We start from the raw sequence: 13,279 nt of genomic DNA on the forward strand, positions 1-13,279 counted from the left end.
CCCATCATTACCCAATGAACCAACTCATGAAACTTCCCCTTGTGGCCGCCGCTGTGCTGGGCCTCGCCGGAGCCTGCCAGAACGCCGTTGCTGCCGATGGCTACGAAGTGGCCGGCCAACTGAAAAACGCGCCTGCGGGCACCGTGCTGCATTTGGGTGAGCTCACCGGCAACCAGTTCGTTGAGAAAACCCAGGGCAAGACCGACGCCGACGGAAAATTTAATCTGAAAGGCACGGCCCTGACCCCCGGCATCTACCAACTGAAAGTGGACGAAGGCAACCAGGTGCTGCTGTTTCTCGACAATAAAACCCACGTGCAGGTAAGCGGCGACGCCAAAAGCCTGCCCGCCACCTACACCGTGAAGGGCAGCAAGGACGCCGAAGTGTTGCGCCAGCTAACCCAGGTGATGGATGGCAGCAAAAGCCAGCTCGAAGACCTGGGCAAGCGCTACAACGCCGCTGGCCAGGCCGGCAAAACCGACGAGATGAAGGCCATCGAGAAGGAATATTTTGTCGTTCAGGGCCGCAACAATGCAAAGCTCAAGGGCCTGATTCGGAAGAACGCGACTTCAGTGGTCAGTGCCTTTGCCGTGGGCGCATTCCTGAATCCCGACGATGAATTCCAGTTTGCCGATTCAGTGGCTGCCGTACAGCGCAAGGCCAACCCCAGTTCGCCCTTCACCAAGGAGCTCACAGCTCGCCTCGAGCCCATGCGCGTAACTGCCCAGGGCGCGATGGCACCGGAAATTAATCTGGCCACCCCCGAGGGCAAGACCTTGGCCCTCAGTAGCCTGCGTGGAAAGTATGTGCTAATCGATTTCTGGGCCAGCTGGTGTGGCCCCTGCCGCCAGGAAAACCCGAACGTAGTGCGAGCCTATAATAGGTTTAAGGACAAAGGCTTCACCATCTATTCGGTGTCGCTCGACCAGGACAAAACCAAGTGGCTTAAGGCCATCGAGGCGGATGGCCTGACGTGGCACCACGTTTCGGACCTGGCCGGTTGGAGCAGTGCGGGCGGCGCGGCCTACGGCGTGAAAGCCATTCCGCAGTCGTTTCTCATCGACCCGCAGGGCCGCATCGTGGCCAAAAACCTGCGCGGCGAAGCGTTGTCCGCCAAGCTGGCCGAAGTGCTCAAGTAATCTGCCAGACTTCTATTCAAACAAAAAGGCCCGTCGGAATTCCGACGGGCCTTTTTGTTTGAATTGCTATTAGCGTAAAAACATGGCCTGTAAGCCCGGCCAGAGGCGTTTTTTCAGGCTCACGTCGTATTCGACCAGGTCGATGGTTGCCGAGGCCAGGTAGGAGAGGTTAAGGCTGGGGAAGAGCACCGGCTCGTAAATCTGCGTGTTGCGAATGGTGACGTCGAGCAGGTTTTTGCCAAAGGCAATGATGTGCGTGGCATCGAGCTGCTGGCGCAGGTTGACCAATGCCACTGGCAACTCGCTTTCCACGTTCACCAGCATCACGTCTTCCATAACGAAGCCCAGCGCCTGGAGCATCTTGTTCAGGAATACGTTGCGGTGCAGGCGCACAAACTGCTCGCGCGGCAAGCGGCACAGCAACACCGCGCCGGCCGCGTTGCTGCCCAACGTGGTGAAAGGCGTGAGCATTACCGGCGGCACCGCCGGGTCAGTGGCCAGCGCTGACGTCGCTGCAGGGGGAACAAGGGCTGGATTTGCCACCGAGGCAACTGGCGGCGACAGAATGCTGCTGGTAAGCCGCTCTAGTCCCGCCGAGGGCTTGCTGAAGCCGGTACTGGGCATGCTGCTCGTGCGCGGTTCGGGGGCTGGGGTAGCAGGCTTAGCAGCGGCCAGTGTTGCCACGGGCTGGTCTGGCGCTACGGTTGCGGCTGGACGGGCGGCTGCCGGGGCCTCCGGTTCAGCGGGCACGTAGAGCGTGACACCGGTGTAGAAATTTTGCAGAAACGCCAGTTTTTCGGCCGACATGGCAATAGCAATTAGCAGTAAAAAAATAACGCGTAGGCAGTTGCAATCCTAAATTGCAAACAGAGCTTTCAGCTCCTGGGCTTCGTCAGGCTGCATGCGGCCAGCCAGAACTAATCGTAGCTGGCGGCGGCGCAATGCCCCCTCGAAGAGCTTGATTTCATCCTGGGTTTCGGGTACGGCTTCAGCCACGTCAATGGGCCGGCCCGACTGGTCGACGGCCACAAAGGTGAAGAAGGCCTCGTTGGTTTTCATCTTGGTCCCGCTCGGAATATCCTCCGCCCACACGTCGATGTGCACTTCCATGCTGGAGCTGAAAGCCCGCGTCACCTGGGCCTGCAGCGTTACCACATTGCCGAGCTTGATGCTGTCGCGAAATGATACATTGTCGACCGAGGCCGTGACCACGATGCGGTTGGAGTGCTTTTGGGCCGAAATGGCGGCAGCAATGTCCATCAGGTGCATCATGCGGCCCCCCATCAGGTTGTGGAGGGTGTTGGTATCGTTGGGGAGCACCAACTCGGTCATGATGACAAACGAATCGGAAACGGGCTTTTGCTTGCGCATGAGGGATGGAATAAGAAATGTCGGGCAGAGTCAGGAACCCGGGTTGCAAAACGGGCCACGGCGGGCCCATGGCTGCAAAGGTACGCCCGGGCAGCAGCCTCCAAAAAAAAGCCCCGTTCCGGAATGGAACAGGGCTTTCTGTTAAGTAGCTACGCGCTTATTCCACGCTGAGCTTGCTGCTAAATGTTTCGCCGTTGAGCGTGATGCGCACCACGTACACGCCCGCACGCAATGCGTGGGCAGCCGGCTGGAGCGACAGCGTCTGCTGGCCCACCGCGAGGGTTTTGGCGGGCAGGCGCAGCACTTCCCGGCCCACCACATCGGTGAGGCTTACCTGCACTTCGGAGGAAGCAGCCAGGTTGAGGTGCAGGGCCGTTTCGTTGGTAAGGGGGTTCGGATAGAGGCTGATGCCGCGGCTGGCCAGGGTTTCGGCCTTGGTGGGCAGCCCAATGCTCACACGTAGGTTATCAAAATAGAAATTGTTGCCCGGCTGCGTGCCATTCACCATTTGGAACCGGATTTTGAAGGTGCCGCTGCCCTGGAAAGCCACGGGAATAGGCACGCTCAAATCCTGCCAGTCGGTGGCCGTAGTGGGCGAGAAAGCATCAATGGGAGCAGACCCTTTCGTACTGAGAGCTAATGCGTCGAGTATGGTCGGCGACGACCAGGTGAGGCCGCAATCGATGCTAAAGGACACCCGCAGCTGGTCGGTAGAATTGGTGTAGCGCAGTGCATAGGCGCGAGCGAAGCGCACAACTGCCGTATTGGGCTGGCCCGACAAGCTGATGTTGGGCGTGATGAGCGTGGTGATGAGCCCGGCCGGGAACGAGCGGTTGGCCACCATCAGAAAGGCATTGCCATTAGCCGCTACGGCGCTACCCGAAGCTACCTGCCGCGTCCAGGTATAGGAAGGCGACAACGCCCCGGCGGCAGTGGTGCCAAAGGTTTGGTAGTTGCGCAGGGTAGGCGCAGTGTACAGATTAGGGAAGCTGGCATTCTCGAACGACTCGGCAAACGGGGCCGTTTCGCCGCCGCCCGGGCCTTCCACCTGAATGTAGTTGGTCTGCGTTATTGTGTTGCTGCCGGAGCTATTGCTCACCGTCTCCGTCACCGTATAAAAACCAGCATTCGGATAAGTAACTGTAACCGACGGGCCGGTGGCCGTGGAGGGGTTACCGCCGGGCATCGACCACGTGTAGGTAAGCGGGCCGCCACCGGCCGAGTAGTTGTAGGAATAGTCGCGCAGGGTTACCGTCGAGTTCACGCACACGTTGGCGCTGGTGCCGGGAGCTACCGCAAAGCGGGCAATGGGGGCGCAGTCGGGGGCTTGGTAGCTGTCGTCGGTGCCGCTGGCCACCAAGTTGGCGGCCGTGGCCAGGTTCGGCCGGTACTGGGTCAAGATACTGCGCATACGAGCTTTTTGCCCTTCCGTGAACATGGTGGGGCAGGAGGCGTAGTCCATGAAGTTCTGCACGTTGGCGAGCTGGCCGCAGGGCGAATACGTTTTGTCACAAGTGAATGTACCGTCGGTAGGTGGCGTGTCAACGACGTTATCAGTACCGGAGCAGTTGCCGCCACCTGGGTTGTTGGTGTTACCAAAAGTATGCAGCAGTCCCAGATAGTGGCCAATCTCGTGGGTGGCCGTGCGGAGTAAGGCGCGGTTGACAGAACTCGTACCTTGATTACCGAAATAGTCGTTGCGCACTACAAAGCCATCGCGCCCGGTCTGGATGCTAGGCGGCACATAGGAATAGCCCAGTGTGGTACCGCCGCTCGAAACAGCGCCGATGCTGCCAACCACCCAAATGTTGAGGTAGTGGGCGGGGTTCCAATACGAAAGGGCCTGCAATGCTCCCGTGAGGTTATCGTTAACCAGCGTTGGAGCGTAATGCCGCGTGATGCCGGTAGTACAGTTGCCGCTGGGGTCTTTTTTGGCAAGCTTGAAGCGAAAACCTACATAGGCCGCGATGTTGACAAAGTCTGACACGGTGTTAATCGTGTCGGCGTTCATTTTCTGGTAGTCAATGTTCAGTTGGTCGATGGCGCTGTTAATTTGCCGGTCACTGATGTTGTCATTCCCACCGGAGTGAATAACGTGGACTACAACTGGAATCGTAATATCGGGCGTGCGTGCAGCAACTCCACCACGGGCCAGAGTCCGCTCCTGAACTTCGAGACGCTCCAATAGTGCCTGCTGAGCCTCGCGTGCACCCGGGTGCTGGGCGAAATACGCCTCCTGCACGGCCGTCGAGCCACACCAACTGCTAGTACGGTCACCGGGCATAGTTTGGGCATTGGCCGAAACCGACAACAAGGCAAGCGCCAGGGCCAGAACCTTGCGTAAAGGTTTTTTCAACATGGATTAAATGGGGGAGAATGAGGTGATGGATTCAGAAGCCAGGCGAAGCCGGGACATAAGCGCACAGGGCAGCCATCAAATTTATCGATATTTTATCGAATCAGGATGATTAAGCTACTCTGGCCAACCCCTTTACCCGCGAATGTGTTCCACCCTTAGCTCCGCCAGCCGCTTGCCCCAAGTAGCGGCACAAATCGGAAGGTTTCAAACTCCTCGCGAACGAAGCTTTCGGGGCCTTCGCGCGTCACGCGCACCATGCGCTGCGATTGCGCATCGCCCACCGGAATCACCAGCCGGCCGCCCACGCGCAGCTGCCGCAGCAGCGCCGGTGGCAGTCCCGGGGCCCCGGCCGTAACAAGAATGCCGTCGAAGGGAGCGCGGCCGGGTAGGCCCACCGAGCCATCGCCGCAGTACAGCGTGGCCCCGCCAGCTCCCAGGGCCGCCAGTCGCTGCTGCGTGCGGGCAAACAGTACTTCGTTGAATTCGATGCTATCGACGTGCGCAGTGAGACGCAGCAGCACGGCGCACTGGTAGCCCGAGCCGGTGCCTACTTCGAGGATGCGGTGCCCGGGCTGCACGCCCAGCAGCTGGGTTTGGTAAGCCACGGTGTAGGGCTGCGAAATCGTCTGGCCCTCGCCAATGGGGAAGGCCTTGTCCTGGTAGGCGTGGGCCTCGAAGGCGGGCTCGAAGAACAGGTGGCGCGGCACGGCGGCCAGGGCGGCCAGCACGCGTTCGTCGGCAATGCCGCGCTGGCGTAGCTCGCGGGCCAGGGCGCGGCGCTGGCCCTGATGCCGGTACGTATCGTGAAGTGGGGAAGTGATTCCGGTCATGTAAGGAAAGGAGGGACGGCAGCGGCAGCAAAACCGGCCTGGCCCGGGCCAACAGCGCCAACAACTACGCGTTGCCCCTACCTTTGCCCGCCGCGGTGGGCCGCCACTGCCCGCGAAATTACTACCCAAACCGCCGCTTTGCAGCTTCTTCGCCGTTTTCAGTACATCAAGCTTGTGGCCGCCGACTTTGGCGCTGCCCTGGTGGCCTGGATGTGTTTCTACCTGTTGCGCAAATACCTGCTCAACGAAATGACGGGCTACCACTTCACCGAAGGGGCCCTGTTCGACCTCACCGGTTCGGCCGTTGTCATTGCCATCTTCTGGACGGTGCTTTACACGCTCGTGGGGGAGTACCGCGACGTGTTTCGAAAGTCGCGCCTGGCCGAAATTATCCGGCTGGCGCGGGTGTCGCTGCTCGGGGCAGTGGTCATTTTCTTCACCCTGCTGCTCGACGACCAAGGCGTGGCCAACTACCGCGCCTATTACAAAACCTTCACGGCCTACCTGCTGCTGCACTTTTTGATTTCGGCCTTTCTGCGCACGCTCGCCGTGAGCAGCGTGCAGGGAATGATTCGTAGGGGCCGCATTTCGTTTCCAACCCTGCTGGTGGGTGCCAATGCGCTGGCACTGGGCACGTTTCATGAGCTGAACCGGACGAGCCGGCACCTGGGCCTGCGCCTGGTAGGTTTTACGCCGGTGGGCGACAATGTGGACCCCGACCTGGCCGCTGCGCTGCCCGAGCAGGCCAGTTACCAGCGCCTGCCGGCCCTGGTGCGGGCGCTGCACATCGAGCAAGTTGTCATTGCCATCGAGCCCAGCGAACACCGGCTCATTCAGGATATTCTCACGCTGCTGGAGGGCTCGCCGGCGCGCATCAGCATTTTGCCCGACCTGTACCAGATGCTGCTGGGCTCGGTGAAAGTGAACCACCTGTTCGGTACGCCGCTCATCGAAATCAAGCAAGACTTGCTGCCCGTGTGGCAGGTGGTGCTGAAGCGGGTGATTGATGTGGTGGGCTCGGCTTTGTTCATGGTGCTGGCCTGCTGGGTGTATGCCTTCACCGCGGTCATGGTAAAGCTGTCGTCGCCCGGGCCGGTGTTTTACCGACAGGAGCGCATCGGCAAAAACGGTCACCCGTTCAGCATCATCAAGTTCCGGTCAATGTACGTCGACGCCGAGCAGCAGGGACCGGCGCTGAGCTCCGACCACGACCCCCGCATTACGCCTTGGGGCCGTTTTATGCGCAAAGTGCGCCTCGATGAGCTGCCGCAGTTCTGGAATGTGGTGAAGGGCGACATGAGCATTGTGGGCCCCCGCCCCGAGCGCCAGTTCTTCATCGACCAGATTGTCAAAATTGCGCCCCACTACCGCCACCTGCACCGCGTGCGCCCCGGCCTCACCTCGCTGGGCCAGGTAAAATACGGCTATGCCGAAACCGTGGCCCAGATGGTGGAACGGCTCAAATTCGATATTCTCTATATCGAAAACATGAGCTTGGCCATGGATTTCCGGGTGTTGCTCTATACCCTCAAGATTATTGTAGAAGGGCGCGGGAAGTAGGCCGCAGCCTTTGCTGCGTCGGGTGTGAGAACTCTCCCTTCTGAAGCGCCGTTGAGTTGGGTAGTGCAAAGCCAGGGTATCGTTCAATGAGACGCTGCAAAGGCTGCGTCCTACCTTTGCAATGCCGGCCGGAACCTTTCAAGCTCCGGGTGAATTGCAAACCACCATGAATACCGAAACCAAAGGGAGAGTACTCGTCGCGATGAGCGGCGGCATTGACAGCAGCGTGGCCGCCGTGCTGCTGCACGAGCAAGGCTACGAAGTAGTCGGGATGACCATGAAAACCTGGGACTACGCCAGCGCCGGCGGGTCGAAAAAGGAAACCGGCTGCTGCTCGCTCGACAGCATCAACGACGCCCGCGACATTGCCGTGACGCTCGGCTTTCCGCACTACATCATCGATATCCGCGATGAATTCGGCGATTTTGTCATCGATAATTTCACCGACGAATACTTAGCCGGCCGCACGCCCAATCCCTGCGTGCTCTGCAACACCCACATTAAGTGGGATGCTCTGCTGCGGCGCGCCGACCAACTCGGATGCCAGTTTATTGCCACGGGCCACTACGCCAACATCCGCAAGGATGCCGACACCGGCCGCTTTGTGGTGAGCAAGGGCCTGGATGAAAACAAAGACCAGAGCTATGCCCTATGGGGTGTGAGCCAGGAGAGCCTGAGTCGCACGCTGTTCCCCCTGGGCGGCATGCGTAAAACGGAGATTTACGACGAAGCCCGGCGGCGCGGCTTCACCGAGCTGGTGAACAAGCCCGAGAGCTACGAAATCTGCTTTATTCCCGACAACGACTACCGGGGCTTTCTGCGGCGCCGCGTGCCGGGCCTGGAGGCCCGCGTGGCCGGCGGCAACTTCGTGACCAAAAATGGGCGCGTCATCGGCAAGCACGAGGGTTACCCGTTCTACACCATTGGGCAGCGCAAGGGGCTGGGCGTGGCCTTGGGTTACCCGGCGTTCGTGCTTGAAATTCGGCCCGATAGCAACGAAGTGGTGCTTGGCAACTACGAGGAGCTCGCCAGCACCGCCACCGTAGTAGGCAAGCTAAACATGGGCAAGGAAGCGAGCCTGGCCGGCCGGGGCCTGGTGCCAGCCGTGGTGAAGGTGCGCTACAACCACGACGGGGCACCAGCGTTTCTGGAAGAAGTGGACGGCAAAATTCGCGTGTATTTCGAAGAAGCCGTACACGCTATCTCGCCTGGCCAGGCTGCCGTTTTCTACGACGGCAACGATGTGCTAGGCGGTGGCTGGATTGAGCGCCACGTCATCGGCGAATTCCCCTTACCTTTTGCCGCTGCCGGGGCTGCCGGCTTTTAATTACTAATCCTCCGGTTCTTACCGCCGACTTGCATGCTTAACTCTTTTTCGGCTCGAAAAACACTGGTATCGCGTCTGCGGTCGGTGTTAGCCATTGCCACCTTGCTCTTGCCCGCCGCACTGGTGGGCTGTACCAACACCACGGAAGCCGTGCCCGACCTTGGGCACAGCTACTATCCGCTGGCCGTGGGCAACACGTGGACGTACGCTGTGCGCGATTCGGTGTGGAGCGCGGCGAACCTGGCCAACCCTACCAGCACGGCCACGGGCACGTCGTTTCAATTCCGCGAAACTATCTCCGAAGTTTTTGCCGATGCTGCCGGGCAGCTGGCCTACCGCCTGGTGCGGGCCCGCCGGGCCACCGCCACCGATACGTGGGTTAACGACAGCGTATTCACCATCAGCGCCACGAGCAATGCGCTTGTTCTTAACCGGGGAAACGTGCGCACGGTCGAGCTGATTTTTCCGCCGCGGCAGGGTCGCTCCTGGAACCTGAACGCCTTCAACAACAACTACAACGATACCATTACTGCTGAAACCCGGCAGTACAGCGCAGTGAGCCAGACGTTTACCACGGGCGGCGGAAACACGGGCCTGGCAGCGACTACGTATGCCAATACCATTACCACGGCCAACACCGGCTTGGCCACCGAAAGCAGCCTGCTGCGTAAGGTGAATTACCAGCAGGTATATGCGCAGGGTGTGGGGCCGGTGTACCGGCGGCGCGACAACAAAGCGGCTTTCACCTACACCAGCCAGACGCCGCCTTACAACCAGGTTTTCCCGTCCGGAGCTTTTACCAGCGCCTTCACCCGCCGCGAAACACTGATTGACTATCAACTGAAGTAAGCTCGCCGAAGCCAGCCTACTATTTCTACAAGCTGATTTGCTATTCCATATGACGCGAAATTTTCTGACCGGACTGCTGTTGCTGGCTTTGGGCGTTGCTGCAGTGCCGGCGGCGGCCCAGGGTACTGTGCGCCGCCACCTGGTGTACTTTCGGGACAAGGCGGGCACCCCTTTTTCGGTGGCGCAGCCGCAGGCCTTTCTCTCGGCGCGGGCCATTGCCCGGCGCACCCGCCAACGCATAGCCGTACTCCCGCGCGACCTACCTGTAAACCCCGCCTACGTAGCCCAGATTCGGGCCGTGGCCGGCCGGCCCCAGGTGTTGTACACGTCGCGCTGGTTTAATGCTGCACTGGTGAGCTGCGATTCGGTTACGCTGGCCCGTATCGCGGCCCTGCCCAACGTGCGTTCGGCCAGTACGCTCAACCGGTCGGCCCGGCCTGCTCAGCCCGATGCACCCACCCAGGGGGCAGGCGTACCCGCTGCCCGCACCTTAGCCGGCCGCGCTTTTTATGGCTCGGCCTATGCCCAGAACAATCAAATTGGTGTGCCCGGCATGCACGATGCTGGCTACCGGGGCGAAGGCATGCAGATTGCCGTGTTCGACGCGGGCTTTCCCGGCGTGAACAACATAAGCCCGCTGCAGCCGCTATTTCAGGAGCAGCGCCTGGCCAGCACACGCAACTTTGTGGATGGTGGTACCAACGTGTACCAGCGCTCTAACCACGGCACCAACTGCCTGTCGACTATGGCGGCGAACGCGCCGGGCTACTATGTGGGCAGCGCGCCCAAGGCTACCTATCACCTCTGCATTACCGAAGACGACTACTCGGAACACCCCGTGGAAGAGGCCAACTGGTTGGCCGCCGCCGAATACGCCGACTCGACCGGCGTCGATATTATCAGCTCCTCGCTCGGCTACACCGACTTCGACGCGCCCTCGCCCTCCTACAGCTATTCCGACATGAACGGGCGTACGGCCATCAGCTCGCGGGCGGCGACCATTGCCGCCCGGGTGGGCATGCTGGTGGTGAACGCGGCCGGCAACGAGGGCGGTAGACCCTGGCACTACATCTCGGCACCGGCTGATGCCGACTCCATCATCTCGGTGGGAGCCGTCGACTCGTTGGGCAACCACGCGCCTTTTAGCTCCTACGGCCCCACGGCCGATGGCCGCATCAAGCCCACGCTTTCGGCTATGGGACAGGCAACGTCGGTACTAAACTCCAGTGGGGTGGCCTACCGCGGCAACGGTACTTCGTTTGCCTGCCCCGTGCTGGCGGGCATGGCCGCCGCTTTCTGGCAGGCTAATCCAACGCTCACGGCCCAGGAAGTGATTGCGGCGCTGCGCAACACCGCCAGCCAGGGCACCGCGCCCGATAATGCCCTGGGCTATGGCTTGCCCAACTTTGGGCGGGCCTACAACAGCCTGCATCCCAACAACCCCCTGGCCAGCAACCAGCCCACCGCCGAAGTGGCGCTGGCGTTGTACCCCAACCCGCGCGGTGCGGGTGCGGTGATGCTGGTTCTGCCTCCCTCGTTATACGGAGTACCCCTCACCGTGCGCGTGCTCGATGCCCGCGGGGCCGTGGTGGCCCGCCAGCAATTGCCCGCTACCAATGCAGCGGAGGTTGCCCTGAAGCTCGGGGTGCTGGCAAAGGGGCAATACCTGTGCGAAGTGAGCACCGGTACGGTACGCCAAACGGTGCGTTTTCAGCAGCAATAAGCAGGGTATCAACTCGCAAAAAAAAGGACACCCATGGGTGTCCTTTTTTTATGCCTTTTAGAGGTGATATCAGCTTGTTTTTGAGGTGAATATTTTGTAATTTTAAAGTATTAATTCACCCATTTTTCTATCCGCAGAATGTTGCAGATGATGACGACCAAGCGCATTGGGCGCCGCCAATTTCACTTCACCGTGCAGGGCAATAATTTTCACGAAACTGTCGCCGAATATGAGCGCCTCAGCTTTGCCGACGTGGCCGCGTGCGGCATCTGCGGCTCCGATAACCTGGACCTGACCAGCCGGGTAGCGCAGGGCAAGTTTAAGTACACTTCGGTGCGCTGCCTGGAGTGCCGGGCCGACGTAACCTTCGGCAAGCGGGAGGACGACGACCAAACGGTATTCCTGCGCAAGAAGGTTGGCGGAATGCCCGGCGAACTCGACTGGCGGCCCTTCGAGAAAACCGACAAGTAACCGCAACCTCATTAACCAATCTTTTTACCGGTTCGCCGGTTGTTTCCCTTCGAACGGCACTCTGGCAACGGGGTGCCGTTCTTTGTATCGGACCGGGCGCGGGCCTGCTTCACTCCACCGTTAACTTCTCAAACTGTGTTTACCGGAATTATAGAAGCCGTCGGCACCGTAGTGGCCATGGCCGACCAGGGCAGCAACCGCCATTTCACCATTGCCTCACCCTTTGCGGCCGAGCTGAAAATTGACCAAAGCGTGGCGCACGACGGCGTGTGCCTGACCGTGGTGGCCGTCGACGTAGTGGCTGGTACGCACGTCGTTACGGCCATCGACGAGACTCTGCGGGTGACCAATTTGGCCCAGTGGCAACCCGGCCGCCTGCTTAACCTCGAGCGTTGCCTGGCGGCTACAGGTCGTTTCGACGGCCACATCGTGCAGGGGCACGCCGATGCCACGGCGGTGTGCCAGAGCGTGCAGGACCAGAATGGCTCGTGGCTGTTTCGGTTCGAGCACGGAGTAGCACCCGGTCGCCTCACCGTAGAGAAAGGCTCTATTTGCGTGAATGGCACCAGCCTGACCTGCTTTGAGAGCACCGACGAAGGTTTTACGGTGGCGATTATTCCGTATACCTACGAGCACACCAGCTTTCAGCAGCTACGGGCCGGCGATACCGTGAATCTGGAGTTTGACATCGTGGGCAAATATGTGGCAAAGCTGTTGGGTCAGCGCGCCACGGCATAACCCACGCGCAGAAAGCACGTTAACGAGGTATCCATTCACCCAATGTATGCCTCTGCTATGTCCAGCAAACGCGAATTAATCGAGCCAACTCCTGGCGATAAGCGGTACGTGCGCCGCGGAGAAGACGGCCAGTTTACCGAGTCAGACGACCTGAACCGCTCCCTTTCGGAAGATGACCGCAAAAACGCCAAGAAAACGGCTGAACCAGGCGACGGCGACCACGGCGACGGCCACACGGGCAACCGCGAGCCGGCGAAGTAACATCATCAGCCCACAGAAAAGCCCCACGGATATCATCCATGGGGCTTTTCTGTGGGCTGCCCGGGCGCCGGAGCAGCTTGGTGAGGCTCATTAGAGGCCAAGAAAAAAGACCTGGCATTGCGCAGGGCCAGGTCATCGCCCTGGATGTCGTTGGGGCGCGAGCCGGTGCCGAAGAGCAGGCCGCCCCACTGCATTTGCAGGTACTGCGCCGTGAGCAGCAGGGTGTCTTCGAGGGGTTGGGCTTCGGGCCGCTCGCCGCTGCTCACGGTGATGGACCACAAGGTTTTACCCCGCATTTGCGCGCGAAAATTTAGCTCGGGGGTGCGTAGCCAGGCACTCCAGTGGTCGAGGTATAGTTTGACTGGCGCGGGCAGGCTGTACCAGTACAACGGAGCAACCAGTACCAGGTCGGTGGCATGCACCGTGGCCTCGAGCAGCAGCTGGGCATTGCCAACAGGTGGCTGGTAGGGGCCATTGTGCCGCAGGTCGGCAAAATCAGGCAACGGAAAATCGAGCAGATGCATCCACTGCTGCTCGGTGCCGGGCGGCAGCGAATGCGCAGCGCAGTAAGCCAGCTGCTCGCTATTGCCCAATCGGCGCGGGCTCGAGAGTAAGAATAGAAACCGGCGTCCGGAGTGGCTCATAGGGAAA

13 protein-coding genes are annotated in these 13,279 nt (G+C 60.3%); 8 read left to right on the forward strand and 5 right to left on the reverse strand.

All coding sequences use genetic code 11. From position 1 onward, the window contains the following. The first annotated feature begins 26 nt into the window (after positions 1–26). Positions 27–1,139 carry a redoxin domain-containing protein gene (locus ABD837_RS02235; RefSeq protein ID WP_345049764.1) on the forward strand — a complete coding sequence of 371 codons (1,113 nt, stop codon included), beginning with the start codon at positions 27–29 and terminating at the stop codon, positions 1,137–1,139. A gap of 69 nt (positions 1,140–1,208) precedes the next feature. Here the strand turns inward: ABD837_RS02235 and ABD837_RS02240 are convergent, their stop codons facing one another. From ABD837_RS02240 to ABD837_RS02255, 4 genes are all read right to left on the reverse strand, one after another. After that, entirely contained in the window at positions 1,209–1,946 is a 738-nt protein-coding gene (locus ABD837_RS02240; protein WP_345049765.1) for a hypothetical protein, read from the reverse strand. Positions 1,947–1,994: 48 nt separating this feature from the next. Continuing rightward, positions 1,995–2,510, reverse strand: coding sequence for an acyl-CoA thioesterase (locus ABD837_RS02245; RefSeq protein WP_345049768.1), 516 nt, complete (start codon positions 2,508–2,510; stop codon positions 1,995–1,997). A gap of 157 nt (positions 2,511–2,667) precedes the next feature. Further along, positions 2,668–4,869: a M43 family zinc metalloprotease gene (locus ABD837_RS02250; protein ID WP_345049770.1), complete on the reverse strand. Its 2,202-nt coding sequence runs from the start codon at positions 4,867–4,869 to the stop codon at positions 2,668–2,670. A gap of 155 nt (positions 4,870–5,024) precedes the next feature. Beyond that, positions 5,025–5,699: a protein-L-isoaspartate(D-aspartate) O-methyltransferase gene (locus tag ABD837_RS02255; protein ID WP_345049773.1), complete on the reverse strand. Its 675-nt coding sequence runs from the start codon at positions 5,697–5,699 to the stop codon at positions 5,025–5,027. Between the two features lie 138 nt (positions 5,700–5,837). Here ABD837_RS02255 and ABD837_RS02260 point away from each other — a divergent pair, with 138 nt between their 5' ends. From ABD837_RS02260 to ABD837_RS02290, 7 genes are all read left to right on the forward strand, one after another. Beyond that, positions 5,838–7,259 carry a sugar transferase gene (locus tag ABD837_RS02260; RefSeq protein WP_345049774.1) on the forward strand — a complete coding sequence of 474 codons (1,422 nt, stop codon included), beginning with the start codon at positions 5,838–5,840 and terminating at the stop codon, positions 7,257–7,259. 166 nt (positions 7,260–7,425) lie between these two features. Then, on the forward strand, positions 7,426–8,586 hold the full coding sequence (gene mnmA / locus ABD837_RS02265; RefSeq protein WP_345049777.1) for a tRNA 2-thiouridine(34) synthase MnmA: 1,161 nt from the start codon (positions 7,426–7,428) through the stop codon (positions 8,584–8,586). Positions 8,587–8,619: 33 nt separating this feature from the next. Then, entirely contained in the window at positions 8,620–9,435 is an 816-nt protein-coding gene (locus ABD837_RS02270; RefSeq protein ID WP_345049780.1) for a hypothetical protein, read from the forward strand. A 49-nt stretch (positions 9,436–9,484) separates the two neighbouring features. After that, on the forward strand, positions 9,485–11,158 hold the full coding sequence (locus tag ABD837_RS02275; RefSeq protein ID WP_345049782.1) for a S8 family peptidase: 1,674 nt from the start codon (positions 9,485–9,487) through the stop codon (positions 11,156–11,158). A 138-nt stretch (positions 11,159–11,296) separates the two neighbouring features. Beyond that, positions 11,297–11,629, forward strand: a complete 333-nt coding sequence (locus ABD837_RS02280) for a hypothetical protein (protein ID WP_345049785.1) — start codon at positions 11,297–11,299, stop codon at positions 11,627–11,629. Between the two features lie 135 nt (positions 11,630–11,764). After that, positions 11,765–12,367, forward strand: a complete 603-nt coding sequence (locus ABD837_RS02285; RefSeq protein WP_345049788.1) for a riboflavin synthase — start codon at positions 11,765–11,767, stop codon at positions 12,365–12,367. Between the two features lie 57 nt (positions 12,368–12,424). Then, complete coding sequence (locus ABD837_RS02290) at positions 12,425–12,628, forward strand: hypothetical protein (RefSeq protein WP_345049789.1); 204 nt, start codon at positions 12,425–12,427, stop codon at positions 12,626–12,628. Between the two features lie 32 nt (positions 12,629–12,660). On the opposite strand, the gene ABD837_RS02295 is transcribed toward ABD837_RS02290, so the two are convergent. Further along, positions 12,661–13,272, reverse strand: a complete 612-nt coding sequence (locus tag ABD837_RS02295; protein ID WP_345049791.1) for a flavodoxin family protein — start codon at positions 13,270–13,272, stop codon at positions 12,661–12,663. Between the last annotated feature and the right edge of the window lie 7 nt (positions 13,273–13,279).

Origin of the sequence: Hymenobacter glaciei (assembly GCF_039539585.1) — a bacterium.
GTDB lineage: Bacteria > Bacteroidota > Bacteroidia > Cytophagales > Hymenobacteraceae > Hymenobacter > Hymenobacter glaciei.